Source organism: Corynebacterium sp. 1103A (assembly GCF_055700955.1).
In genome coordinates this window covers 1-24,563 of the sequence record NZ_JASTTF010000008.1, presented here as the reverse complement: position 1 = coordinate 24,563, position 24,563 = coordinate 1, and the positions used below count along the sequence as shown (strand labels likewise).

The window sequence follows — 24,563 nt, the reverse complement described above, 5'->3', positions numbered from 1 at the left end:
CCGCTTTCTAGCTGGCTAGCGGGCGTAATAATCCACGCGCTCGTTGGCGCGGGTGCGGGCCTCGCGCTCAACGGCGAGGACATCGTCGACGCTTGAGGGTACACCAGCATAACCGCCGCAGTCACCTACCACTTCGCCCACGATGTCCACGATGCGCGGGAAGCGGATCCGCCGGGCAAGAAACGCCGCGGCCGCCTCCTCATTCGCGGCGTTGTACACCGCCGGGTGGCTGCCGCCCGTGATAGCCACCTGGCGGGCCAGTTGCACCGCGGGGAAGGACTCATCATCCAGCGGCTCGAACTCCCACGTGTAGGCGTTGCTAAAGTCCAGCGCCGGCGCCGCATCCGCCACGCGGTTCGGCCAATCGAGGGCAAGGGAAATCGGCAGCTTCATCGACGGCGGGGAGGCCTGCGCCATGGTGCAGCCGTCGGCGAAGGTGGCCATCGAGTGCACGATGGACTGCGGGTGCACGGTGACCTCGATATCGGCGGCCGGCAGGTCGAAGAGCAGAGTCGCCTCGATAAGCTCCAGGCCCTTGTTGATGAGCGTGGCCGAGTTCAGGGTGTTCATCTTCCCCATCGACCACGTCGGGTGCTGAGCGGCCTGCTGCGGGGTCACGTCCCACATCTGCTCACGGGTCCAGCCCCTAAACGGCCCGCCCGAGGCGGTCAGCACCAGCGAGCGCAGCTCCGCGCGCCGGCCCGCCAGCAGCGCCTGGGCCATGGCGGAGTGCTCCGAGTCTACTGGCACGATCTGCCCCTGGCGGGCGGCGTTGGTGACCAGTGTGCCACCGGCCACCAGAGATTCCTTGTTGGCCAGCGCCAGGTAGGCGCCGGTCTCGATGGCGGCCAGGGTGGCTTTCAGCCCCAGTGAACCGACCAGGGCGTTGAGCACCGTGTCCGCGGCGACTAGGCGGGTAAGCTCCTCCGCGGAGTCTGGGCCGGCGATGACCTTTCCGCCCAAGGCCTCCGAGACCTCCGCGGCCGCCTGGGGGTTGGCCACAGCGACGTGGTTAGCCGAAAGGTTGAGTTGCCGGGCCTGTTCGGCGATGGCTTGCGGGTTGCTGCCGCCGGCGGCGATGCCGACGACCACGAATTTGTCGGGGTTGGCCCGAATGACTTCCACTGCTTGGGTACCGATTGAGCCGGTAGAACCCAGGATCAGAACGCGCTTAATACTCACCCGTCCTAGAGTAGTAGCTCCGCGGGCCCCGCGCGGCGGGGGTGTTCGATCGCAACGGCGGCTGGGAATGTTCTAAAATAGGGCACAGATAGTTGGCCTATAGCGCCGTGCCGCGCCCCGGCCTGGGGCGCGTGCTTTAAGGCGCACACGCAAAAGGAGTGCACGTGTCTTCCCACAAGTTGGTTCCTGAGGTCCACGGCGGAGTTTCCACCGATGACGTCCCCTCGGCAGAGTTCGGCTGGTCCCGGACCCCGCATACCGGTGTTCAGGTCGCCGGCTGGATCACCGTCCTAGTCCTGCTGGGTTACAACTTCGGTAACCACCAGGGCCACGTGGAGACCATCTACCTCTTCCTCTTTGCCGCGCTGATCGCCATCGGCCTCATCATCGACCTCTTCCAGCCGAAAATGAAGCAGGTGCGCACCATCACCGCCCGCAACCAGCCGGAGGGCTACCAGGAGCTGGACTGGACCTACGAGCAGAAGACGGTCGGCGGCCCCTACGCGGAGCTGACCGACTCCCAGCTGCGCGCCCTGAACATCGAGCCTTCCCGCGTGTCCCACCTGCGCGTCGGCGAGGCCGTCGAGGCCACTGGCAAGACCGTCCCGACCGCCCAGGTAGAGCGCTAGAAAGCGCACGCCCGCGCAAGACTAAAGCCGCCCGCACCCTCCCGGGGCCGGCGGCTTTTTCGTGTCCGCGGCAGGTGGCCCTGCCCCGCGCTACTTCACGTAGGTTCCGACCTTGGCGTAGATTTCCGGCATCTGCTTGTCCACGCGCTTGCCGCAGATGACCCAGGCCGCCGCGTAAATCGCCGCGGGTAGAGCCACAGTCACCAGCACTCCCAGGCCGGTGAGCAGGGCCGAGGACTGGCTCACCCCGAGGATCATCAGGATTCCGCCGGGCGCAATCGGCAGCCAGCCGGCCAGCAGCACGACGAAGGCGCTGATAAACGCCGCGGCCTGCATGCCGGACTTGTCCGTCCAGGGGTTCGCCCCGGGCGCGGACATGGGGTACGGGTTGAAGGTGGTCATCACCATGGACAGGCCGCAGGCCGACAGCAGCAGGCCCAGGGTGGCCACACCCACGAGCACGGTCAGCGAGGGATCGGGTTGGATGATGAGCAAGATGACGAAGAGGACGACCGCCGCGATAACGCCCGGGGTGATCATGGCCAGGTGGCGGGCGTAGAGGAAAACGCGCGGGCGCACCGGTACTGCCATGGTCACCCAATTGCTGGGCCCGGCGTAGCCGAAATCGTTGGAGGCACTGATCCCTCCTAGGACTCCGGTAAAGGCCAGGAAGAACAAGCCTTCCATCCCGCGCTCGCCGAAGCTCATCACGACGGCAAAGATGATCATCACCGGCAGGAGCAGCAGCGTGGACGACAGCCGCGTATCGCGGATGAAGTAGCGCAGCACGCGCTTGTATTCCATTGTGCCCGGGCTGGCATAGGGCAGGCCCGCCAGCCGCAGGGCACCCACGCCCTGGGCCCGGGTCCCTTCCAAGACCTGCGGCCCCGACTCGTAGGCCTGGCGGAAGCTGCGGGCGGTCTGCCGGCGCCACAGCCACAACCCCAAGGCCAGGAACACCACGGCGACTAGCAGCTGGCCTAAAGCCTGCGCCCACTGCCCGTTGGCTACCGATGCCACCCAGCCCATGCCGGCGCCCGTCGGCGTCCAGGCGGCGACCTCGCCGAAGCCGACTATCGGCAGGCCCTCGACGCCCAAGTTCTGGACGGCGATGAAGCCGAAGATCAACACCACGAAGCCTACCCCGGAAATCATGGACATCCGCGTCTTGCTGGCGCCCATCTCCTTGACCGCTAGCTGCGCTCCCCCGGCAATGACCTCGGTCCACACCACCGCCAACGCCAGCGAGACGGCCTGGCCCAGGACGAAGACCACGATCATCGCGGCGGCGTCGTTGGCCGCCAGCACGAAGGAGCCGGCCACCGCGAAGATGAGCGTGACCGCGGCGGCGATGAAGACGCGGCTGGACCACAGCGCCACCCGCGCGAGCCCGCGCTCGGCCGTTGCGGCGTCGATGGGCAAGCCGCGCAGATCCATCGGCCCGACCTGCCGCTCACCGGCGGGCATGAAGATGCTGACGACGATCAGAGCCGCCGTGCCAAGGGCCACGGCACCGGTCAGGGCGTGGAAGCGGCCCGGGCCGGCGGAGACCTCCAGGCCCACGTTCAGGGTCACGCTGACCAGTCCGATGAGCGCGTAGAAGCCGAAAAGTGCCACCATCCATGTCTGGGACGGGTTGGACTTAAAGCTGCGCGTCCACAGCGTGCGGTGCAGGGAAAACAGCGTGGCAGGAACCGAGGCCTTAGTCATCGCGACCACCCCGCAGCCAGCCCAGCGAGCCCTCGGCCAGTGAGCCGCCGCCGGTGAGCTCAATAAACAGGTCGGTCAGGCTGCGGCCGTGGCGCACGTTATCGACGTGGCCGCAGGTGGCCACCCGGCCGCGGTGGATGACCGCGACGTGATCACACAGCCCCTCGACCAGCTCCATCACGTGGGAGGACAAGATGACGGTCTTGCCGCCGGCCACGAACTCCCGCAGGATCGACTGGATGAGCCGGCCGGAAACCGGATCGACAGCCTCCAGGGGCTCGTCCAACACCAACACGTCTGGGGCGTGCAGCAGGGCGCCGGCCAGCAGGATCTTCTTGGTCATGCCGGCCGAATAATCCGCGATGTACTTGGAGCCTGCATCGGAAAGCTGCAGCGCCGCCAGCAGCTCCTCGGAGCGACTGGCTACCACGGACTCTTCCATCCCCCGCAGCGCGCCCAGGTAGTAGAGGTATTCGGGGCCGCTCAGGCGGTCGAATACCGGGGCGCCGTCCATGAGCAGCCCGACGCGGGCCACCGCCTGGTTGTGCTCGGCCCACACGTCGTGGCCGGCCAAGTAGGCCTGCCCGGCGTCGGGCCGCACGAGCCCGCAGGCCATCGTCAGCATGGTGGTCTTGCCGGCGCCGTTGGGGCCCACGATGCCGTAGAGCGAACCGCGCGGGATGTCCAGGTTGAGGTTGTCCACGGCCGGAGTGCCGGAAAAAGTTTTACTCAGGCCCCGCACGGCGAAGGCCTGAGTGGTCGGATCAGCGGCGAGCTGAGGAAAATTGGGCTGCGTCATGCCTGACACATTATCAGCCGCCTATCAGCCCCGCAGGATAAACCTAAACGCCGGCCGGCTCCTTGGCGTCGGCGGAATCCTCGTCCCGCTCCTCGGCCGCCAGCTGGCCGCAGGCCGCAGCGATCTCCTGGCCCTTGGTATCACGCACCGTACACGGCACGCCCTGAGCCTGGACGCGGCGGACGAACTCATCCTGGCGCGCTTTCGGGGCCGCGTCCCACTCCGAACCCGGCGTCGGGTTCAGCGGGATGACGTTGACATGCACCTTGGAGCCCAGCGCCTGGTGCAGCTTGCGGCCCAGCATGTCCGCGCGGAAGTCCTGGTCGTTCTTGTCGCGGATTAGCGCGTACTCGATGGACACGCGCCGCGAGGTCTTGTCCACGTAGTAGCGCGCGGCGTCCAAAACCTCCTCGACCGACCAGCGGTTGTTGATCGGCACCAGGGTGTCGCGCAGTTCGTCGTCCGGCGTGTGCAGGGAGACCGCCAGGGTGCAGGAGAGGTCCTCGTCCGCCAACTTACGGATGGCCGGGGCCACGCCCACGGTCGAGACGGTCACGTTGCGCATGGACATGCCGAAGCCAAAGGGCGCGGGGGCGGTAATTTGGCGCACCGCCTGCACGACACGTTTGTAGTTGGCCAGCGGCTCCCCCATGCCCATGAAGACGATGTTGGACAGGCGGCCGCCCTCCGCGGCCATCTCCTTGGCCGCGTTACGTACCTGTTCGACAATCTCCGCGGTGGACAGGTTGCGGTCCAGCCCGCCCTGGCCGGTCGCGCAGAACGGGCAGGCCATGCCGCAGCCGGCTTGGGAGGAAATACACAGGGTCGCGCGGCCCGGGTAGCGCATGAGCACCGACTCCAACAGGGTGCCGTCGTGCAGGCGCCACAGGGACTTGGTGGTCTCCCCGTCGTCCGTGCCCGAGTGCTTGATGGGGGTCATTAGCTCCGGGAAGAGCGCGTCCTGGATGTCCTGCCGGGCGCTGGCGGGCACGTCGGTCATGTCCTCGACGTTGTTGGTGTAGTGGACGTAGTAGTGCTGCGCGAGCTGCTTGGCGCGGAACTTCGGCAGGCCGAGCTCGGCGAGCTTGGCCACGCGCTCATCGTGGGAGAGGTCGGCGAAGTGCTTCGGCGGCAGACCACGCCGCGGGGCCGAGAAGTTAAGTTTCACAGACTGTGCCATAATGCCTCCCATTTTGGCACGTCTACGGGCCAAGTTCCCAATCTAAAAGCGTCCGCGCGGCCCAGAAGTGGCGCAACCAACCCGCGACACGTTTAAATATTTATATGACACATTCCCAAAACGCAGAACCGGATTACACCGACGCCTACGCGGGCGCCGGCGCGACGAACTCTAAGGCCCCCGCCACCACCGGCGCGGGCGCAGATTCCGGTGCCCTAGAGACCGCCCCCGCCACCGACGAGAAACCGCAGGGCAAGGGCAAGGTCTCCGGATCCTTCGCCGCTTCTACCTGGGTCGCTCTCATCATCGGCTTCCTGCTGCTTATCCTGCTGATCGTCTTCATCATGCAGAACCAGCAGTCCGTGCCGGTCAACTTCCTCGGCTGGAGCGGCGACTTCCCCGCCGGGATCGCCTTCTTGTTGTTTGCTATTGCCGGCGCGCTGATTATGGCGTGCGTCGGCGGCTGGCGCATGTTCGAGCTGCGCCGCCAGGTCAAGCGCGCCGGGCGTTAAGTCGCCAGGTAGGACATTGCCACCCAGGTGACCATGGCCGACGGCAGCATGCCGTCGAGCCGGTCCATCAGGCCCCCGTGGCCGGGCAGAATGGCGGACATGTCCTTGATACCCAGTTCGCGCTTGAACTGGGACTCCACCAGGTCGCCCAGGGTAGCGCAGAAGACCAGGCCCACGCCCATCAGCGCGCCAATCCAGGCGTCGGTGTGGAGCAGGAACTTCACGCTCAGGGCGCCGGCCACGGTGCCGAAGAGAATCGAGCCGGCGAAGCCTTCCCAGGACTTCTTGGGGCTCACCGCCGGGGCCACCGGATGCGAGCCGAACATCACGCCCGCGACATAGCCGCCGGTGTCCGAGGCCACCACGCACAGCATAAACGTCAGGATGGAGGCCGAGCCGCTGGCCAGCGGGGTTTCCACCCGCGAGAGCATGGCGGCAAAAGTGCCGAAGAGGGGGATCCAGGTCAGCACGAAGATGCCGACCGACATGTCCCGCATGTAGTGGATGGGCGGGCGATGCCGGCCGTTGTGGAACAGGCGCCCGAACATCAGCGCCAGCACGGCCGTGACGTAGACCGCCACCAAGCCGCCGGCTTCCGCCGGCCAGGAAATCCAGACCATGGCCTGGCCGCCGATAATCATCAGCGTGCGCGGCAGGTGGTAGGAATGCTCCCGCAGGCGGGTGAGCACCTCCCACATGGCCACGCCGACGGCGACGGAGACCACCAGGTACCAGGCCAGCGGGCCGGCCCAGACCGCGAAAATGACCAACGTCCCGAGGGCGACCCCTACCCCGGTAGCGGCCGAGAGGTTGCGTCCCGCGCCGTTCTTCGGCTTCGGCAGGTGGCGCCGAGCGGGCGCCGCCTCAGCGGGCGCGGGGTCGGGCGAAGCGGGATTGGTCACTATCATTCCTTCATTTGGCAAAGAAGTATCGAAGGGCAATAAAACTTGGCCCCCGCGGCAGGCTATTCGCGTGACGCAGCGGCACCCTACTCAGATCGCTGACGGGGAGGCTAGACCTCCATCAGCTCGTTTTCCTTGTTCTCGACCAGCTTGTCGACCTGCTCGATGTAGCCGGAGGTGGTTTTCTCCATCTCCTTTTCGGCGGCCACGACTTCGTCCTCGCCGGCGTCGCCGTCTTTCTGCAGCTTCTTCAGCGACTCCATGGCCTTGCGGCGGATGTTGCGGATGGCGATCTTTCCGTCCTCGCCCTTGGACTTAGCTAGCTTGACCATGTCCTTACGGCGCTCCTCGGTCAGCTGCGGCACGGTAACGCGCAACACGTGGCCGTCGTTGGTGGGGTTAACGCCCAGGTCGGAGTTGCGGATGGCGTTCTCGATCTCGCCGATCATGGACTGCTCGTAGGGCTTGATGAGCAGCATGCGCGGCTCCGGGACCGACACGGTAGCCATCTGGGTGATAGGCGTCGGGGCGCCGTAGTACTCTGCCACCAAGCCGTTGAACATAGCGGGGTTAGCGCGGCCGGTGCGGATGGTCACCAGCTGCTCGCGGGTGTGCTCCACCGAAGCGGCCATGTGCTCTTCCGCGCTGAGTTGAATATCGTCGATCATGACTTAACGTTTCTCCCTTGAAATATCGAAACTAGCTGGGGAAAACCCTAGCAGGTTTGACGCTTCTTTTGCTATTAGGACTGCACCAGGGTGCCGATCTGCTCGCCCGCCACGGCGCGGGCGATATTGCCCTCCTGCAGCAGGTTGAAGACCAAGATCGGCATGCTGTTGTCCATGCACAGGCTGAAGGCGGTAGCGTCCGCGACCTTGAGCCCCTTCTCGATGACCTCCTTCGGGGTGATTTCCGTGTAGAGCTCGGCGTTAGCGTTGGTGCGCGGGTCGTCGGAGTAGACGCCGTCGACACCCTTGGCAAGGAAGAGGACCTCCGCGCCGATTTCCAGCGCGCGCTGCGCGGCGGTGGTGTCCGTGGAGAAGTACGGCATGCCCATGCCGGCGCCGAAGATGACCACGCGCCCCTTTTCCAGGTGGCGCTCGGCGCGCAGCGGCAGGTAGGGCTCCGCGATCTGCGCCATGTTGATGGAGGTCTGCACGCGGCAGTCGACACCCAACTGCTTCAGGAAGTCCTGTAGGGCCAGCGAGTTCATCACCGTGCCGAGCATACCCATGTAGTCGGAGCGGGCGCGGTCCATGCCGCGCTGGGACAGCTCGGCGCCGCGGAAGAAGTTGCCGCCGCCAATGACGACGGCGATCTCGGTGCCGTTGTTCGCCACCTCAGCGATCTGCCGGGCTACGTTTTCGACCACGTCCGGGTCGATGCCCACCTTGCCGCCGCCGAACATCTCGCCGCCGAGCTTGAGCATTACTCGCTTGTAGCCGGTCCTGTGTGCGCTTTCTGGGGTGGTTACAGGCATGTCGTCTCCTTTGTCATGGAACGTAGAACAAGGTGTCTTTCGTTTCGACATTTAGTCCAAACGCGAGTCGCATTCATTCTACCCACTCCAGCCGCCTGCTTCCCCATGCCCCGCCCGCGCTTCCCCCTTGCCGGCGCGTGGCACCCCCTAACGCAACAAACCCCAGGAAGCTTGCCTCCCGGCTGGGAGGCAAGCTTCCTGGGGTAAAGCCCGCGCGCATATGTGCGCTGGGGCTGTGGCCTATATTTAGGCGCCCACCTCGTAGCGGACGAACCCGGTGACGGTGGTGCCAGCCTCCTCAGCTACCTGCTTGACGGTCTTCTTGCTGTCGGAGACCGAAGCCTGCTCCAGCAGGACGACGGACTTGAAGAAGCCGTTCAGGCGGCCTTCCACGATCTTCGGCAGGGCAGCCTCCGGCTTGCCCTCCTCGCGGGTGGTGGCCTCGGCGATCTCGCGCTCCTTCTCCACGATCTCGGACGGGACGTCCTCGCGGGTCAGGTACTCAGCGTTCATCGCGGCGATCTGCAGAGCGACGGCGTGGGCGCCCTCGGCGTTGCCCTCGTAAGCAACCAGCACGCCCACTGCCGGCGGCAGGTCGGCGGAACGCTGGTGCAGGTAGGTAGCGACGTTGTCGCCCTCGATGGTCACGGCGCGACGAGCCTGCAGCTTCTCACCGATCTTGGCGGACTCTTCGTCGATCAGGGTCGAGACGGCCTTGCCGTCGATCTCCACGGCGTTGAGCTCCTCGGTGGAGTTGGCCTTAGCGGCAGCGGCGGCCTCAGCGATCTTAGCGGCGAAAGCCTTGAAGTCCTCGTTCTTCGCCACGAAGTCGGTCTCGCAGTTAATCTCGACCATGGTGTTGCCGGACACGGCCACCAGGCCCTCGGTAGCTTCGCGGTCTGCGCGCTTGGAGACGGACTTAGCGCCCTTGATGCGCAGCAGCTCGACGGCCTTGTCGTAGTCGCCGCCAGCTTCCTCGAGTGCCTTCTTGCAGTCGAGCATGCCGGAACCGGTTGCCTCGCGCAGTGCCTTGACGTCTGCAGCAGTGTAGTTCGCCATAATTCGGGCGATCCTCCTTGTGTAAAAAACGATGTTCGATGCACAAGCGTAGCCGATTAGCTCAGGTGCCGCCGGCGTAGGGTGGCCTTTTCACACTCCCCAAACCGGGCTGAGGCCCGCTTGTCCTAAAGCGTCAGTGCTCATGCCGCTTGCCTCGGCACTCACCGCGCCCGCGGCGGGTGGTGTTTAGCCAAGGTAAGCGTCCACCAGCATACGCTACAGCAAACCCCCGGGCCCACCGTCTTCGACGGGCGCGGGGGTAACTGTTATTCAAGCCTCAATTAAGGCTTAGTTGCCGGCCGGCTGCTGGCCTTCCGGCTTCTGGACCTGGCCCTCAACCTTGAGCGCGTCGTCCGCGGACTGCTCGGCCTCGGTAGCGGAAGCCGGGTCGGAAGCGGCGGCGGCCTCAGCGGCGTCGCGCTGCTCCTTGGAGGCGGAGTCACCGGCGGCTTCCTTAGCGGCGGCCAGCTGGCGCTCTTCGCGAGCCTTGCGGCCCTCCTCGACTGCGGTGGCGACGATGCCGGTCAGCAGCTTGGTGGAGCGGATGGCGTCGTCGTTGCCCGGGATCGGGTAGTCAACGTCGTCCGGGTCGCAGTTGGTATCCAGGATGGCAACCACCGGGATGTTGAGCTTGTGAGCTTCCTTAACCGCGATGTGCTCCTTGTTGGTGTCCACGATCCACAGCGCGGACGGAGCCTTGGTCATGTCGGAGATGCCGCCCAGGACGCGCTCCAGCTTGGTGCGCTCGCGATTGAGCATCAGGACTTCCTTCTTGGTGCGGCCCTTGTAGCCGTCCTCGGCCGCGTCCATGGCCTGGAGTTCCTTCATGCGCTTCAGACGCTTAGCAACGGTCTGGAAGTTGGTGAGCATGCCGCCCAGCCAGCGGTGATTGACGTACGGCATACCAACGCGCTCGGCCTCTTCGGCGACGGCTTCCTGGGCCTGCTTCTTGGTGCCCACGAAAAGGATGGTGCCGCCGTGTGCGACGGTCTCCTTGACGAACTCGAAGGCCTCATCGATGTAGGTCAGGGTCTGCTGCAGGTCAATGATGTAGATGCCGTTACGGTCGGTGAAGATGTGACGGCGCATTTTCGGATTCCAGCGACGGGTCTGGTGGCCAAAGTGCACACCAGCGTCGAGGAGCTCGCGCATGGTTACGACTGCCATGTTTCGCTCGCTTTCCTAGTTCGGTTTTGGTTTTGGACAAATGATTCGTGCGGGTTTTTGTCCCGCACCCTGGCTACGAAGGCCGTGGCCAACACCCCGCTTTAACCGCGGGGACCGCGTTGGCCGCGACTGCTGCGCACCTTCTAGCAGGAGGCAGCGGCTTCGCCGCGCGTAGTCAGCACGCCCGCGCGCGTAAAAGATGATAAAGCTCTGGCACGCACGCAAGACATACTGCTGCGCTCCATAATAGCCCGAAATCCTGGCCGCGCCAAAACATTAGCGCGCCTGTGGATAACCCCGTGTTGACAGGTCAACCAAATCGGCCGATTTTCGGCGAGTTATCCACAGACCGCGCGGTTGCCTCTTCCCCACCGGCGGCATCCGGCTCACAGTGAAGGCATGACTATTCAACGAATTGTTCCCCGTATCCTGTCCGCCTGCTGTTCGACCACCTTTTTCCTGTTTCTGCTAGCACCCCCAGCCGCCCTGGCCTACGTCGACCCCGTCTCCGGCTCCCCGAGCCCGGGTCAGGTGCTGCGCGGCTTCGACCCGCCGGCCCAGCGCTGGCTCGCCGGCCACCGCGGCGTGGACCTGGCACTTGCGGTCGGCTCCCCGGTCCGCGCCTCCGACGATGGCCGCGTCGCCTTCGCCGGGGTGGTCGCCGGCAAACCGGTGGTCTCCATCGACCACGCGGACGGCATCCGCACCACCTACGAACCCGTCCACGCCCGGGTCCGCCGCGGCGAGGCCGTCACCGCCGGCCAGGTCATCGGCACCCTGGGCCACCCGCACGACGGCAAGCCCGGCCTGCACTGGGGCGCCAGGCGCGGCTCGGAAGACTACCTCGATCCGCTCAGCCTGTTAGGTCAACCGGTCATCCGCCTCAAGCCACTCTAGGGCGCTTGCCCTTCTCAGCCCCCCTACGCCCGCGGGTGCGCCTGCCGGTAGACCTCCTGCAGGCGCTGCGCGGAGACGTGGGTGTAGACCTGCGTGGTCTGCAGCGAAGAGTGTCCTAAAAGTTCCTGGACCACGCGCAGGTCCGCCCCGCCTTCGAGCAAATGCGTCGCCGCGGAGTGCCGCAGACCGTGCGGGGACAGGTCCGGCGTGCCGGTCACGGTCCCGGCGCGCTCGACGATGCGCCTGACCTGCCGCACATCAATCCGCTTGCCCCGCATGCCGACGAACAGCGCGTCCTCGACGGCGGCCATGCGGGGGCGGGCATCGTCGAGCCAGTGCGCTAGGGCATCGGCGGCCGCGTGCCCGAAGGGCACCACCCGCTGCTTGTTGCCCTTACCCGTGACCCGGGCGGTGCGCCGGTCAAGCTCGACGTCGCCGCAGTCCAGCCCGGCCAGCTCCGCGACACGCATTCCGGTGGCATACAACAGCTCCAGGATGGCGCTGTCGCGGGCGAATTCCTCCTCGTTGTGGGAGACCGCGTTACCAACCAGCTCGCCGGCCTGGGTGGTGCCCAGCACGGTCGGCAGGTGCTTGTCCACCTTGGGGCTGACCAACCGCGCGGCCACGTCGGCGTCCAGGTAACCCTGGCGCTGCGCCCACGTGGAAAAGGCGCGCACCGCCGCGGTCCGGCGTGCCAGGGTGGATCGGGCCTTGCCCTGGCTGACCGCCTCCGCCAACCACGCGCGCAACGCGTTGAGGCGAAACTCCGCGAAGGTGCCCACGGTCCGGGACAAATCGAGCAGGTCGGAGCGGTAACCGCGCACGGTCGCCGTGGACTTGCCCTCTACCAGCCGCTGGTGTTCGGCGAAGTCCTCGATCGCCTCGGCCAGCTGGCCGGCGGGGCGGGGCGTGGTAGTCATGCCCCACAGTCTAGTCCGCGGGTGTGGGACTTCGCGGGGACCTCCGCCCCTGGCTCCTAGTGCCCGTCGTGCAGGCTGTCGCGGATCCACAGGTTGCCCTGGCGGCGCACCAGCTGCTGCTTTTCCAGCACGACTAGCAGGTGGATGGCCAGCGGCAGCCGCATCCCGGCATCGCGGGCGATGTCCTGGGCGCGCGCTCCCTCGGCGCGGTCGCTGGGTGGGACGGCGTCAAAAACGCGCAGCTCGTTGCGCGACAGGCGCTGGGTGGGGCTGGCGGCGAAGTCCAGCTCAAACTGCTCGCCGGCGTCCACCTGCCCAACCGGGCTGATGAGCTCCCTAATCTGCTCCCCGTTTGCCACCAGCTGAGCCCGCTGGTCCTGGATGCGCAGGTGGCAGCCCACCGACCCGCGGCCGGTAATCGGCCCCGGCACGGCCATGACCACCTTGCCGAGCGCCTCCGCCCAGTTGGCGGTGTTCAGCGCCCCGGAGCGAAACGACGCCTCCACTACCACGGTCCCGGCCGTTAGCGCGGCGACCAGCCGGTTGCGCGTGAGGAAGCGGTGGCGCTGCGGCGTGGTGCCCGGCGGATACTCGCTGATCATGACGCCGCGGGCGGTGATGGCGTTAAACAGCGGCTCGTTTCGCGCTGGGTACGGGTAATCGACGCCGCACGCGGCCACCGCCACTGTGCACCCGCCGCTATCGAGTGCCTGCTGGTGGGCGGTGGTATCAATCCCGAGCGCCCCGCCGGAGACCACCGTGACGTGGTGCTGGCACAGGTCCCGGGCAAGCAGCTGCGTCACCTCGTAGCCATAGCGGCTCATCGCCCGGGTGCCGACTACGGCCACGGACTCCCGCACGGCCTGCTGCAGGTTACCGCCGCGCACCCACAGCGAATGCGGGGCGACGGCCTCCGCGTCGAAGCTGACCGGAGCCTCCCCCGCCGCCTGGGCGAAGAAGCCGAAGGCGCTCTCGAATTCCTCGCGGGGCCATTCCGGGTCCGCGGGTGTAATCAGCCGGGCGCCGACGCTACGGGCGGCCGCCAAGTCCTCGTCCTGGCGCAGCCAGTCACGCCGGCTGGCGGTCTGGTGCAGAAGCGGGCCTACCCAATCCCGGGCGTGGTAGACGCCGTAGGCGACCTCGTCGACCGGGTACTCTCCCAGGAGCGCGGCCAGGTGCCGCGACGGGCCCTCCACGACCCGGTTCAGGTAGACCCAGGCGTCGAGCTCGTTACGCAAGTGAAAATCGGACATAAAAGTATTCCTCCTCCTGTGGTTGTCTCATCTAAAGCGTCGAGTCCTGCCGTAGCTCCAGCGCCTGCGAGACCAGATCCAGGTCCGGTTGCTTGAGCCCTGCCAGGTCCGCGAGCGTCCAGGCCACCTTCAGCGCCCTATCGATGCCTCGCTGCGTGATATCTCCCATCAGCAGCAGGGCCTTGAGCGTTTCCATCGCGTCCTCCGTCGCCGGGTATTCCCGGCGCATCCAAAACGTCGGCACCGCCGCGTTGGTGCGGGCATCCAGCCCGGCCTGCCGCCACCGGGCGGCAGAACGCTCCCGGGCCGCGGCCACCCGCTCGGCGATGACGGCGGAGGGCTCCTCCTCCGCGCTGCCGATGACCGCGCCCTGGGCGTTCAGACTCAGGATGATGTCCAGGCGGTCGCGCAGCGGGCCGGAGATGTTGCGCAGGTAGTTCTGCCGGTCGGCGGAGCGGCACCTGCAGCGGGAGGCCTGATCGGCCCCGCATCGGCACGGGTTGGCGGCCATGATCAGCTGGAAGCGCGCGGGGAAGCTGACCTCCCGGCGCGCCCGGGACACGCGCACGATGCCCTCCTCCAGCGGCGCGCGCAGCCCGTCCAGGAAGGCGGCGGGGATTTCGGAGACCTCGTCGAGGAACAACACCCCGTTGTGGGCCAGGCTGACCGCGCCGGGCCGCACGCGCGCTCCGCCGCCTAACAGGCCCGCCCGCGTCACCGAGGAGTGCGGGGCGATAAACGGCGCGTGCCCGATGACCGTCCCGGCCGATCCCGCCAGCGAGTGGACGGCGGTGGTCTCGACAGATTCGTCGATGCTCAGCGGCGGCAGAATGCTGGGCAGGCGGGCGGCGATCATGGACTTGCCGGAGCCGGGCGGGCCCACCATCATCAGGTGGTGGCCGCCGGCCGCCGCGATCTCCGCGGCCTTCTTCGCCGGCGCCTGTCCGGCAACGTCCCGGAAGTCCAGCGGCGTGCGCGGCGCCCGCGGGTGCGCGCCCGGCCCGGCTGCCGCGGCGGCGGATTCCAGCGGGGTCGCCCCGCAGACCCACGCCAGCGCCCGCTCGAGCGTCGGCGTCACCAGCACGTTCATGTCGGAAATCAAGGCGGCCTCCGCGGCGTTGTCCGGCGGGATGAGCACCGTGCAGTAGCCGTGCTTGCGCGCCGACAGCAGCGCCGGGATGACCCCGGGCACCCCGCGCACGGTCCCGTCCAGGCCGAGCTCCCCCAGCACCAGGCAGCTGGCAAGGCGCCCCGCGGGGCTCGCGCCGTCGATGCCCGTTTCCAGGTCCGCCTCCGGCCCCATCGCCGCGACCAGGATGGCCAGCGCCATGGGCAGGTCGAAGTGGGAGCCGGACTTAGGCATGGACGCCGGCGACATGGAGATGATGATCTTCGTCTTGGGCCAGCGCAGCTGCGAATTGGTCACCGCGGTACGCATGCGTTCCCGGGATTCCGTGATGGCGGTATCCGCCAGGCCCACCACGTGGGTGCCGGGCAGGCCGGCCCCGATATTGGCCTCGACGGTGACCACGTTGGCCAGGACCCCGTCGAGGGCGGTCGTATAGCATTTACCGAGCGCCATCATCGACCCCCAGGTAGTGCTCAAGCTCGAAACCTTCGCCGCAGGTCACCAGCGCCACGACGTCGAAGCGCACCTGCGCGAAAGGCTTGTCCTTTAACCAAAGCCGCGCCGCCTTGCGCAGGCGCGCCAGCTTGCGCGGGCTCACGGCCTCAGCGACGCCGAAGTCGCGCCGGCTGCGAGTTTTGACCTCGACAAAGATGACGGTTTCGCCCGCCAGCACGATAAGGTCAATCTCCCCGACCGCGTAGCGGACGTTGTGGGCCAGGACTTGGCCGCCGCGGCGGCGGTAGAACTGCGCCGCGTAGGCCTCCCCGCGGCGGGCTAAGGCATAGTTACGTGTATAGGCGGTGTGCATGTAGAAATTCCCCCCAAAAAATTCTGTGGCTTGAAGCGCGCGCCCGAACGGCACACCCACATCACACCGCCGCAGTCAACCCCCGCACAAGGGCAGGCCTCCCCGCAACCGCCAAATCTGTGGATAACTGCTTAGCACCCCGAGTTATCCACAGGCTCCGCGCCTTTAAAGTTGCGCACTGCCCCGCCAGCGCCTATAGTGGCGCGCCCTTAATCGGGCAGCACGAAATCGGGCTTGTCGAGCTCCTCAATGTTGACGTCCTTGTAGGTGATAACGCGGGCGTAGCGCACGAAGCGGGCCGCGCGGTACATGTCCCAGACCCAGGCGTCCGACATGCGCACCTCGTAGTAGACGTCCGCGCCGGAGGTGTGCGGGATGAGCTCTACCGCGTTCGCCAGGTAGAAGCGTCGTTCCGTCTCGACCACGTAGGAAAACTGGCTGACCACGTCGCGGTATTCGCGGTAGAGCGACAGCTCGACTTCAGCCTCGTAGTTGTCCAGGTCTTCGGCACTCACGTTGGTCTTCCTCCTTAGCGCGTGGGCAGGTAATAACGCCCAGCATATTCTGCCCGCGGCCCGCACACGTCAAGGCGCGCCCAGGTATTTTCGCTGCGCGGCGGCGACGTTAGCGTAACTCAGGCGGTGCTGCGGATTGACGCCTAGCTCCTCGATGGCGCGCGTGTGCGCCGCCGTCCCGTAGCCCTTGTGCCCGGCCAGGCCGTAGCCCGGGTAGCGCTCGTCGAGTTCCACCATCAGCCGGTCCCGGGAGACCTTGGCCAGCACGCTTGCGGCCGCAATGCACCGAGCCGCCGCGTCGCCGCCGGTCATCGGCAGCTGTGGGCAGGGCATGCCGGGCACCTTCAAGGCATCGGTAAGCACGTAGCCCGGCCGCACGTCTAGGCGCGCGACGGCGCGCCGCATCCCGGAGACGTTGGCGTGCTGGATGCCGCGGTGATCGATGGCGGCGGGCCCGATGTGCACGATGGCAAAGGACCAGGCGCAGTCCTGGATGATGGGATAAAGCCGCTCGCGCGTTCGCGGGGTGAGCTTCTTGGAGTCGCTCAGGGTGGAAAGCTCCGGGATGATTTTGTCCGGCAGCACGCACACGGCGATGGTGATAGGCCCGCAGCACGCCCCGCGGCCGGCCTCATCCACGCCCGCGACCGGCCCCAGGCCCGCCTTGGATAGCGCGACCTCGTAGGTCCGCAGCTGTTTCAGCGCCCGCACGTCCGGCTACCTCTGGATGTCCGGGTGCTTGACGATGCCGCCGCGGCCCAGCGGCAGGACCACCGCACGGACCTTGCCGCGGACGTTGTCGACCGGGATGGTCCCCTGCCGGTTGTCGCCCAGGTGAGCGCGGGAGTCGAGCGAGTTCGTCCGCGAGTCCCCCATCACCCACAGGCTTTCCTCCGGCACGGTCACCGGTCCGAAGTAGTCCCCGCCGCAGGCCTCCGAGCCGGTCAGCGGGTTGACCTCGTTGACCGGTGGGGTCAGCACGAAGGACTGATCCGTGGGCCGGCCGTCGACCATCACGGCCGGGTCGCCGGCCTGGCAGGACACCGTCTGCCCGCCGGTGGCGATAACGCGCTTGGTCAGGATGTTGTCCGCGTTGGGCACCAAGCCTACCAGGGAGAGCAGGTTTTGCAGGCCGCGCACCAGCACGTTGTGGGAGCGCTCCATGGTGAACTCGCCGTCCCAGGAGGGCGTGGACGCAAAAACGACGACGTCGCCGGGCTGCGGGTCCTGGAAATAATAGGAGACCCGCTCCACCGCTATGCGGTCGTTCTCGCAACCGGCGCAGCCGTGGAAGGTCGGCTCCATCGAGCCGGACGGGACCACATAGAGCCGACCGATGAAGGCCTGGATGAGGCTCAGCAGCACGACGGTCGCCACGACGGAAAGGGCCATGCCGCGCCACCAGCTGGCGCCGTCCTCACCGTCGCGGGGCGCGCGCCCCGGCCGCTGGTCTGACCCGGTTCCGTCCGCGGCGCCGGCACGACGGGAGTCCGGGCGGGGATCTCCCGCACGCCGGTAGTCCCGCCGGGCTAAACGCGCGGTCTGGTTACTGCTGGATTCCCGGGTCATCGACGCCGCCGAGCCGTTGGAACGGGAAGAAGACGAAGGCCACCTTGCCGCGCACGTTCTCGTCCGGGATGGTGCCGTGGTACGGGTCATCGAGGTGGTAGCGCGAATCCGCCGAGTTGGTCCGGTTATCGCCCATCATGAAGTAATTGCCCTCCGGCACGGTCACCGGGCCGAAGTACGGCCCGCCGCAGGCCTCGGAGCCGGAGTTCTCATCGACCGGGTAGGTCGGCGGGTCCATCACGTAGCTTTGGTCGATGGGCTTGCCGTCCACCATGACCGCCGGGTCGCCGGCCTGGCAGGACACCGTCTGCCCGCCGGTCGCGATAACGCGCTTGACCAGGGTGTTCTCGTCCGGCGGAGCGAGGGAGACGAAGCTCAGCGCCTCCTGGATCGCCGCGATGACCGAGTTGTCCGAACGCGGCGACTGGTAGTTGGTGTTCCAAGAGTCGGTGCCCACAAAGACGATGACGTCGCCCGGCTCCGGGCTCTTGTCGCCGTAGTAACTGATCTTCTCGGTGAAAATGCGGTCGTTGGTGCAGCCCTCGCAGCCGTGTAGGGTCGGTTCCATGGACGCCGACGGGATGACGTACTGGCGGCCGATAAACGTCTGCACGACGCCGACAACCAGCAGCACGCCCACGACAATCAGAGCCGTTTCCACCAGCCACGGGAGCTGCTTCTTTTCCTGCTCCACCGGTTGCGCCTGGGCCTGCTCGGGCTCATCCGGGGTCGGGGTTGATGCTGTGTTGTCGTAATTCACGCAGTAGATCCTATCAACAATGGCGCCTGCGGCGGCGAGCACCTCGCGGCGAGCATCCCAAATGGTCCAGACAAAACAAAACGCCGCTGGCCCCGGACTTGGCGGTCCGAGAAACCAGCGGCGTGAGCGGCACCCCATAGCTGTAGGGGCGCAGGCAGCGGCTAGCGGCGCTCCTTGATGCGGGCCTTCTTACCGCGCACGTCGCGCAGGTAGTACAGCTTGGCGCGACGGACGCGGCCGCGACGGGAGACCTTGATGGAAGCGATATTCGGGGAGTGGACCGGGAAGGTACGCTCCACGCCAATACCGAAGGAGACCTTGCGGACGGTGAAGGTCTCGCGGATGCCGGAGCCCTGGCGGCGGATGCAGACGCCCTTGAACAGCTGGGTACGCTCGGTGCTGCCCTCGATGACCTTGACGTCAACCTCGAGGGTGTCGCCCGGGCGGAAGGCCGGGATGTCGTCGCGCATCTGCGCGGCATCGATCTTGTCGATGATGTTGCTCATTGTTTAAATCCTTTTCAGTTTAAGACAGAGGACCCTAGCGCCCGTGCGCCGGTTCGTGCCTATTACATACAGCAGTTAACCATTTTGACACAAGCACAAAGCCCGCGCCAAATCCCGGGCAGCGGTTCTTAGCGCCCGAAGCCGGCCTTGCGCAGCGCGTCGGCCATGGAACCGCCCTGCGGGGCCGCGGACTGGCCGCGCTTGCCGCCGCGCGGTTTGTTCGGCTTCTTGCCGCCACCCCTCGGCCCCCGGCCGCCCTTGGCTTCCTTTCCAGGCTTGCCCGGCTCGCCCGGCTTGGCGGGCTTGCCGTCCTCGCCGGGCTCGTCGTCCAGGCGCAGGCTCAAGCTGATGCGCTGGCGCTGCACGTCAACGTCCATGACCTTGACCTTGACGACCTCGCCGGAGCGGACCACCTCGTGCGGGTCGGAGACGAATTTGTGGCTCATCGCGGACACGTGCACCAGCCCGTCCTGGTGGACCCCCACGTCCACGAAGGCGCCGAAGGCGGCGACGTTGGTCACCGTACCCTCCAGGATCATGCCCGGGCTCAAGTCGGAGACCTTGTTTACACCCTCGCGGAAGGTGGCGGTTTTGAACTCCGGGCGGGGGTCGCGGCCCGGCTTGTCCAGCTCGGCGATGATATCGGTCACCGTCGGCACCCCAAAGGTCTCGTCGGCGAAGTCCTGCGGGTTCAGCGCGCTCAGCACGCGGCTATTGCCAATCAGCTCGCCGATGCCAAGCCCCGTCGACTTCGCAATCGCCGCCACGATGGGGTAGGCCTCCGGGTGCACCGCGGAGGCGTCCAGCGGGTCGGTGCCGCCGGTAATGCGCAAGAAGCCGGCGGACTGCTCAAAGGCCTTCGGCCCCAGCCGCGGGACCTTCTTGAGCTCCTTGCGGCTGGCGAAGCTGCCATGCTCGTTGCGGTAGGCCACGATGTTGCCGGCGATGGTGGAGTTGATCCCGGCGACGCGCTCCAGCAGCGGGGCCGAGGCGGTGTTCAGATCCACCCCTACCCCGTTGACGGCGTCCTCGACGACGGCATCCAAGGTGCGCGCCAGCTGGGTCTGGTTCACGTCGTGCTGGTACTGGCCCACGCCGATGGCCTTCGGGTCAATCTTGACCAGCTCGGCCAGCGGGTCCTGGAGGCGGCGGGCAATCGAGACCGCCCCGCGCAGGGAGACGTCCATGTCCGGGAATTCCTCCGCCGCCAGCGGGGAAGCCGAATAGACCGACGCGCCCGACTCGGAGACCACCACGGGCGTGGGGCGCGCCCCGCCGGCCTGGGCGACCAGGTCGGCCACCTCGCTGGCCAGCTTCTCCGTCTCTCGGGAGGCGGTGCCGTTGCCGATGGCCATCAGGTCCACCGAGTGCTGCGCGCACCAGGTAGCCAGCTCCCTAACCGCCTGCGACCACTGGTTCTGTGGCTGGTGCGGGTAGATGATGGTGGTATCTAGCACCTTGCCGGTCGCGTCCAGAGCCGCGCACTTGACCCCGTTGCGGTAGCCCGGGTCCAGGCCCAGGGTGGCGCGCTGGCCCGCGGGGGCGGCTAGCAGCACGTCGCGCAGGTTCGTGGCGAAGACCTGCAGCGCGCCTTCCTCGGCGCGCTCCTTCAGCCGCATGCGCACGTCCAAGCTGGAGGAGACATAGAGCTTGGTGCGCCAGCCCCAGTGCACCGCGTTGGCCAGCCAGGCCGACGACGTATCTAGATCGAAGCGGTCCGCGATGATTCCCTCATAGGCCGCGTCCTCGCCGGCATCCAGGTTCAGGTGCAACACGCCCTCGGACTCGCCGCGCAGCAGCGCCAGGATGCGGTGCGAGGGCAGGGTGTCGAAAGGCTCCGAGAAGTCGAAATAGTCCTTGAACTTCGCGCCCTCGGCTTCCTTGCCCTCGACGGCCTGGGCGCCCAGCGCGCCCTCGTCGAAGAACTTCTCGCGCACCTGGCCGACCAGATCGGCATCGAGGGCGAAGCGGTCCACCAGGATGGCCCGCGCGCCCTCCAGCGCCTTCCTCGGCTCGGCGAAGCCCTCGGTCACGAAATGCTCGGCCAGCTTGCCCGGGTCCGCCGCCGGGTTCTCGATAAGCTGGTCGGTCAGCGGCTCTAGGCCGGCCTCGCGGGCAATGTCCGCCTTCGTTTTCCGCCGCTTCTTGTACGGCAGGTACAGGTCCTCCAGGCGGGCCTTCGACTCGCAGGCGAGAATCTGGGCGCGCAGCTTATCGGTCAGCTTGTCCTGCTCCTCGATGGCCGCCAGCACCGTTTCCTTGCGCTCTTCCAACTCGCGCAGGTAGGTCGCGCGCTCGAAGATGGTGCGCAGCTGGGCATCGTCCAGCCCGCCGGTCGCTTCCTTACGGTAGCGGGCGATAAAAGGCACGGTGTTGCCCTCCGCCATGAGCTTGAGCGCGACCTCAACCTGGTCGACGCGCACGTCCAATTCCGCAGCAATCGTGGCTGCAATATTCACAAAATACCTCTTCTACTAAGAATCTAAACTACCGGGACGCCGAGTACGCCAGGGTCGTACCCAGGCCAAACTCGGTGTGCCCGATTTCGCTCGTGCCGTAGCTTAGCGCCCCGGCGGGCAGCGCCTCCGCAACCGCCTGGGTCACCTTCGGCAGCGCCAGCGCAGTCTCCGCGTTGACGATGACCCGCCACACCACCAGCCCCACCGGCTTCTCGCCGTGCTTCCAGACGTACTCGCGGACCAGGACGTTGTCCGCCGCGCACTCGGCGTCGACGACCTCCACCGCGATATCGCTCACGATGACCTTGTGCTCGGCCAGGGCGGCGGGCATCGCGGGCACGCAGGCTCGCAGCTCCTCCTCGCCCACCAGGACCGACAGATCGGTAGAAACCTCCATGGCTACCGCGCCTCCCCTTCCGCGTCCAAGCCTTCCAGGAAGGCGCGGTCGGCGTCGCTGAGCTCGGCCTGCTCCAGCAGCTCCGGGCGGCGGGCCCGGGTGCGGCGCAGCGACTCCTCGCGGCGCCAGCGGTCCACCTTCGCGTGGTCACCCGAGGCCAGCACCTCCGGCACCGGAAGCTCCCGCCACACGCGCGGCTTGGTGTAGCTGGGTCCTTCCAGGAGCCCGTCGGAGAAGGAGTCCTCCTCGTGCGAGCGCTGGTTGCCCAGAACGCCCGGCACCAGCCGGACCACGGCCTCCGCGATCACCAGCACCGCGACCTCGCCGCCGATGAGCACGTAGTCCCCGATGGAGACCTCCCGCACCCGGTAGCGGCGCTGCGCGTCGTCGATGACGCGCTGGTCGATGCCCTCGTAGCGCCCGCAGGCAAAAACGATGTGCTCCTCGCGGGAAAACTCCCGCGCGTGCGCCTGCGTGAACGGCTCGCCCGCCGGCGTCGGCACGATGAGCAGCGGGCGTCCGTCCTTATCGTCGGGGGCACCGTCGGCCGCGTAGGAGCGCGCCTCGATGCCCTCCAGCTCATCGTGGCGCGCCCGGTTCAGGTGCGGTAGCGAAGACTCCAGGCGCGCGGCGTTGGCGGCCGGGCCGGTGCCGGCGGCGACATCGTCAAGTGCCGGACCCCAGACCGTGGGCTTCATGACCATACCGGGCCCACCGCCGAACGGGGAATCATCCACCGACTTGTGCCGGTCCGTGGCCCACTGGCGCAGGTCGTGCACGCCGACCTGCAGTAGGTCCTGCTCAATGGCCTTGCCCAGCAGCGCGTGGCGCAGCGGGTCCAAATACTCCGGGAAGATCGTGACGACGTCGAGCCTCATAGATCCAGCAGCCCCTCCGGCGGCGTGACCGTCACGGTCCCGGCCTCCAGGTCGACCTCCGGCACCATTTCCTCCACGAACGGGATAAGGCTGGTGCACCCCTCGGCACCACGAAACTCCAGCAGCGAGTGTGCCACCCCGGGCTGCAGGGCGGTGACCTCGCCGATGTCCGCGCCGTCGTGGATAACGCGCAGGCCCAACAGTTCGTGTTCGTAGAAGCCGTCGTCGTCGGCATCGTCAAGCGGGGGCGCGAAGAACTTGGTGCCCCGCAGGGCGTCTGCGGCGGTGCGGTCCGGAATCTCCTCGAAGCGCACCAAAAGGCGCGACTGGTGCGGGCGCACCGACGCGATAGTCAGCGCATGCTCCTTGTTTCCCCGCGTGCCGTGGATAACCTCGCCCACCGCAAAGCGGACGTCCGGGTCGTCCGTGGTCACGTCCACCGCGACCTCACCTTTTACCCCATGCGACTTCACCACGCGACCAATCATCAAATCCATACGCCCCATACTAATTGCCGCGCCCGCTAGACTGGACACCGATGGACAACCTACCGATTAACCGCCCCGAGACCTTCGGTGAGGCCACCCCGGCCGAGACCACGCTCACCCACCTCGACCTGCTCGAACTCGCCCCTGCCACCGATGCCTCCCGCCCCCGCCCCGGCGTCCGCCGCGTGCTCACCGCCGACGACGTCAACCTCATCCTGTTTAGCTTCCTGCCCGGGCAGTGCCTCCCCGACCACAAGGCGGCCCACCCCATCACGGTCCAGTGCCTGGCCGGAGAGGTCACGTTCACCTGCGACGGCCAGGCCGCGGATGTTACCCCCGGCACTGTGATCCACCTCCCCGCCTACGCACCGCACCGGGTCGATTGCCCCGGGGAGAAAAACAAAGGTAATACCCCTGCCGTCATGCTGCTGATGATGCACACCGGCGAAAACGCCGGAAATAAATAAAGACTTTTACCCCACGCGCCACTTCCCACGAGGCGAGACGGTTCCTGGAAAATATTCAGTGCTACCGTAGCGAGGGTGGAACAGCGATCGAAACCTTACCATCACGGTGACCTGTACAACGAACTGTTGCGGATTGCAACCAAGTACGGCCAGCGCGGAGGCCCCAACGCCGTCACCATCCGGGCGGTCACCCGCGAGGCCGACGTCTCCCCAACCTCCGCATATCGCCACTTCAAGAACCAGGTCGAGCTCCAGCACGCCGTCGCCAAGGCCGCCATCGGCGAGCTAGTCGCGCGCGTCCAAGGCGCTCTCGATGGCTTCAACTCCGGCGCCTCGACCGCCAGCCAAGCGCTTCACGATGCCGCCTGGGCCTACTTCACCTTCTCCCGCGAGGAGCCCAACTTCTTCCGCTGCATGCTCGCCGTCGCGGAAACCACCTTCCCGGTCACCTTCAGCTCCACGCTCACCAGCGAGCAGGGGCTTAGCCCCGCCGATCTGGCAGCCACGTTCGAGCTCCCGCCCTCCCACGCCAAGGCGATCCTCTCCTACCGCGCAGCCATGATGGCATATGCCGCCGAATCCGGCACCACGCTAACCCAGGAGCAACTGCTCTTCAACACCATCAGCGCGTGGTCGACCCTGCACGGCTTCACACACCTGTGCCTGGACAGCCACCTGTCGACCCTGGACGAGTCCACACAACTTCGCCTGGCCGAGCACGTCTTCGCGATGGTGCATAACTCCTTGCTGGATTAGTCAAGACTACCGGCGGTTCCCCACCTTCAGTAGGTTCGCGCAGGCGCGGCACTTATCCACAGGCGCGCCGCATGTTGAGACCAGCTTTGCGCCTACTTGGGCACATTGCTCCATTTTTCGGCCTTTGGACAGGTGGCGCCA

The 24,563-nt window shown here is 66.8% G+C and carries 27 protein-coding genes; 5 read left to right on the top strand and 22 right to left on the bottom strand.

From position 1 onward, the window contains the following. Positions 1 to 15: 15 nt before the first annotated feature. Positions 16 to 1,182, bottom strand: a complete 1,167-nt coding sequence (gene dxr / locus QQS52_RS07095) for a 1-deoxy-D-xylulose-5-phosphate reductoisomerase (protein ID WP_472773205.1) — start codon at positions 1,180 to 1,182, stop codon at positions 16 to 18. Positions 1,183 to 1,346: 164 nt separating this feature from the next. Here dxr and QQS52_RS07090 point away from each other — a divergent pair, with 164 nt between their 5' ends. After that, positions 1,347 to 1,811, top strand: coding sequence for a DUF2631 domain-containing protein (locus tag QQS52_RS07090; protein WP_472773204.1), 465 nt, complete (start codon positions 1,347 to 1,349; stop codon positions 1,809 to 1,811). Between the two features lie 90 nt (positions 1,812 to 1,901). Here the strand turns inward: QQS52_RS07090 and QQS52_RS07085 are convergent, their stop codons facing one another. Genes QQS52_RS07085 through rlmN form a run of 3 tightly spaced genes read right to left on the bottom strand, consistent with a single transcriptional unit; the run spans position 1,902 to position 5,500 of the window. Beyond that, positions 1,902 to 3,521, bottom strand: coding sequence for a hypothetical protein (locus QQS52_RS07085; protein ID WP_472773203.1), 1,620 nt, complete (start codon positions 3,519 to 3,521; stop codon positions 1,902 to 1,904). Beyond that, on the bottom strand, positions 3,514 to 4,320 hold the full coding sequence (locus QQS52_RS07080; RefSeq protein ID WP_472773202.1) for an ABC transporter ATP-binding protein: 807 nt from the start codon (positions 4,318 to 4,320) through the stop codon (positions 3,514 to 3,516). The genes QQS52_RS07085 and QQS52_RS07080 overlap by 8 nt, the downstream gene beginning before the upstream one ends. A 43-nt stretch (positions 4,321 to 4,363) precedes the next feature. Further along, entirely contained in the window at positions 4,364 to 5,500 is a 1,137-nt protein-coding gene (gene rlmN, locus QQS52_RS07075; RefSeq protein ID WP_070769736.1) for a dual-specificity RNA methyltransferase RlmN, read from the bottom strand. 104 nt (positions 5,501 to 5,604) lie between these two features. On the opposite strand from rlmN, the gene QQS52_RS07070 reads away from it, so the two are divergent. After that, complete coding sequence (locus QQS52_RS07070) at positions 5,605 to 6,012, top strand: LapA family protein (RefSeq protein ID WP_472773201.1); 408 nt, start codon at positions 5,605 to 5,607, stop codon at positions 6,010 to 6,012. Here the strand turns inward: QQS52_RS07070 and QQS52_RS07065 are convergent. The 5 genes from QQS52_RS07065 to rpsB form a co-directional block, all read right to left on the bottom strand. Next, positions 6,009 to 6,914 (bottom strand): phosphatidate cytidylyltransferase, encoded by a 906-nt coding sequence (locus QQS52_RS07065; protein ID WP_472773200.1) that lies wholly within the window; start codon positions 6,912 to 6,914, stop codon positions 6,009 to 6,011. The two genes, QQS52_RS07070 and QQS52_RS07065, sit on opposite strands and share 4 nt — an antisense overlap. Before the next feature lie 110 nt (positions 6,915 to 7,024). Continuing rightward, entirely contained in the window at positions 7,025 to 7,582 is a 558-nt protein-coding gene (gene frr, locus QQS52_RS07060) for a ribosome recycling factor (RefSeq protein ID WP_296205010.1), read from the bottom strand. Positions 7,583 to 7,656: 74 nt separating this feature from the next. Continuing rightward, on the bottom strand, positions 7,657 to 8,394 hold the full coding sequence (gene pyrH, locus QQS52_RS07055) for a UMP kinase (protein ID WP_472773199.1): 738 nt from the start codon (positions 8,392 to 8,394) through the stop codon (positions 7,657 to 7,659). Between the two features lie 246 nt (positions 8,395 to 8,640). Next, positions 8,641 to 9,453 carry a translation elongation factor Ts gene (gene tsf, locus QQS52_RS07050; RefSeq protein WP_472773198.1) on the bottom strand — a complete coding sequence of 271 codons (813 nt, stop codon included), beginning with the start codon at positions 9,451 to 9,453 and terminating at the stop codon, positions 8,641 to 8,643. A 288-nt stretch (positions 9,454 to 9,741) separates the two neighbouring features. After that, positions 9,742 to 10,620, bottom strand: a complete 879-nt coding sequence (gene rpsB, locus QQS52_RS07045; RefSeq protein ID WP_472773197.1) for a 30S ribosomal protein S2 — start codon at positions 10,618 to 10,620, stop codon at positions 9,742 to 9,744. Between the two features lie 399 nt (positions 10,621 to 11,019). Here rpsB and QQS52_RS07040 point away from each other — a divergent pair, with 399 nt between their 5' ends. Continuing rightward, positions 11,020 to 11,517, top strand: a complete 498-nt coding sequence (locus tag QQS52_RS07040) for a M23 family metallopeptidase (protein ID WP_472773196.1) — start codon at positions 11,020 to 11,022, stop codon at positions 11,515 to 11,517. 23 nt (positions 11,518 to 11,540) lie between these two features. Here QQS52_RS07040 and QQS52_RS07035 read toward each other — a convergent pair whose 3' ends face one another. From QQS52_RS07035 to rimM, 13 genes are all read right to left on the bottom strand, one after another. Continuing rightward, positions 11,541 to 12,437 (bottom strand): tyrosine recombinase XerC, encoded by an 897-nt coding sequence (locus tag QQS52_RS07035; RefSeq protein ID WP_472773195.1) that lies wholly within the window; start codon positions 12,435 to 12,437, stop codon positions 11,541 to 11,543. A gap of 56 nt (positions 12,438 to 12,493) precedes the next feature. Continuing rightward, positions 12,494 to 13,690, bottom strand: coding sequence for a DNA-processing protein DprA (gene dprA / locus QQS52_RS07030; protein WP_472773194.1), 1,197 nt, complete (start codon positions 13,688 to 13,690; stop codon positions 12,494 to 12,496). Positions 13,691 to 13,721: 31 nt separating this feature from the next. Then, positions 13,722 to 15,272: a YifB family Mg chelatase-like AAA ATPase gene (locus QQS52_RS07025; protein WP_472773281.1), complete on the bottom strand. Its 1,551-nt coding sequence runs from the start codon at positions 15,270 to 15,272 to the stop codon at positions 13,722 to 13,724. After that, positions 15,259 to 15,627 carry a YraN family protein gene (locus QQS52_RS07020; RefSeq protein WP_472773193.1) on the bottom strand — a complete coding sequence of 123 codons (369 nt, stop codon included), beginning with the start codon at positions 15,625 to 15,627 and terminating at the stop codon, positions 15,259 to 15,261. The genes QQS52_RS07025 and QQS52_RS07020 overlap by 14 nt, the downstream gene beginning before the upstream one ends. Positions 15,628 to 15,836: 209 nt before the next feature. Beyond that, a complete protein-coding gene (locus QQS52_RS07015; RefSeq protein ID WP_472773192.1) occupies positions 15,837 to 16,142 on the bottom strand; it encodes a DUF2469 domain-containing protein in 306 nt (101 codons plus the stop codon). A gap of 69 nt (positions 16,143 to 16,211) precedes the next feature. Then, on the bottom strand, positions 16,212 to 16,853 hold the full coding sequence (locus QQS52_RS07010) for a ribonuclease HII (RefSeq protein ID WP_472773191.1): 642 nt from the start codon (positions 16,851 to 16,853) through the stop codon (positions 16,212 to 16,214). A gap of 6 nt (positions 16,854 to 16,859) precedes the next feature. Further along, entirely contained in the window at positions 16,860 to 17,534 is a 675-nt protein-coding gene (lepB, locus tag QQS52_RS07005; RefSeq protein ID WP_472773280.1) for a signal peptidase I, read from the bottom strand. Between the two features lie 154 nt (positions 17,535 to 17,688). Further along, positions 17,689 to 18,405, bottom strand: a complete 717-nt coding sequence (lepB, locus tag QQS52_RS07000; protein ID WP_472773279.1) for a signal peptidase I — start codon at positions 18,403 to 18,405, stop codon at positions 17,689 to 17,691. Positions 18,406 to 18,632: 227 nt separating this feature from the next. Further along, entirely contained in the window at positions 18,633 to 18,977 is a 345-nt protein-coding gene (rplS, locus tag QQS52_RS06995; protein ID WP_472773190.1) for a 50S ribosomal protein L19, read from the bottom strand. Positions 18,978 to 19,105: 128 nt separating this feature from the next. Then, entirely contained in the window at positions 19,106 to 21,436 is a 2,331-nt protein-coding gene (locus QQS52_RS06990) for a Tex family protein (RefSeq protein ID WP_472773189.1), read from the bottom strand. Positions 21,437 to 21,464: 28 nt separating this feature from the next. Continuing rightward, on the bottom strand, positions 21,465 to 21,833 hold the full coding sequence (locus tag QQS52_RS06985; protein WP_472773188.1) for a hypothetical protein: 369 nt from the start codon (positions 21,831 to 21,833) through the stop codon (positions 21,465 to 21,467). A gap of 2 nt (positions 21,834 to 21,835) precedes the next feature. Further along, positions 21,836 to 22,711, bottom strand: coding sequence for a tRNA (guanosine(37)-N1)-methyltransferase TrmD (trmD, locus tag QQS52_RS06980; protein WP_472773187.1), 876 nt, complete (start codon positions 22,709 to 22,711; stop codon positions 21,836 to 21,838). After that, a complete protein-coding gene (gene rimM, locus QQS52_RS06975; RefSeq protein WP_472773186.1) occupies positions 22,708 to 23,208 on the bottom strand; it encodes a ribosome maturation factor RimM in 501 nt (166 codons plus the stop codon). Before rimM ends, trmD begins: the two co-directional genes overlap by 4 nt. A gap of 41 nt (positions 23,209 to 23,249) precedes the next feature. On the opposite strand from rimM, the gene QQS52_RS06970 reads away from it, so the two are divergent. Then, positions 23,250 to 23,666, top strand: coding sequence for a cupin domain-containing protein (locus QQS52_RS06970; RefSeq protein WP_472773185.1), 417 nt, complete (start codon positions 23,250 to 23,252; stop codon positions 23,664 to 23,666). A gap of 126 nt (positions 23,667 to 23,792) precedes the next feature. Further along, positions 23,793 to 24,422: a TetR/AcrR family transcriptional regulator gene (locus QQS52_RS06965; RefSeq protein ID WP_472773184.1), complete on the top strand. Its 630-nt coding sequence runs from the start codon at positions 23,793 to 23,795 to the stop codon at positions 24,420 to 24,422. The last annotated feature ends 141 nt before the right edge of the window (positions 24,423 to 24,563 follow it).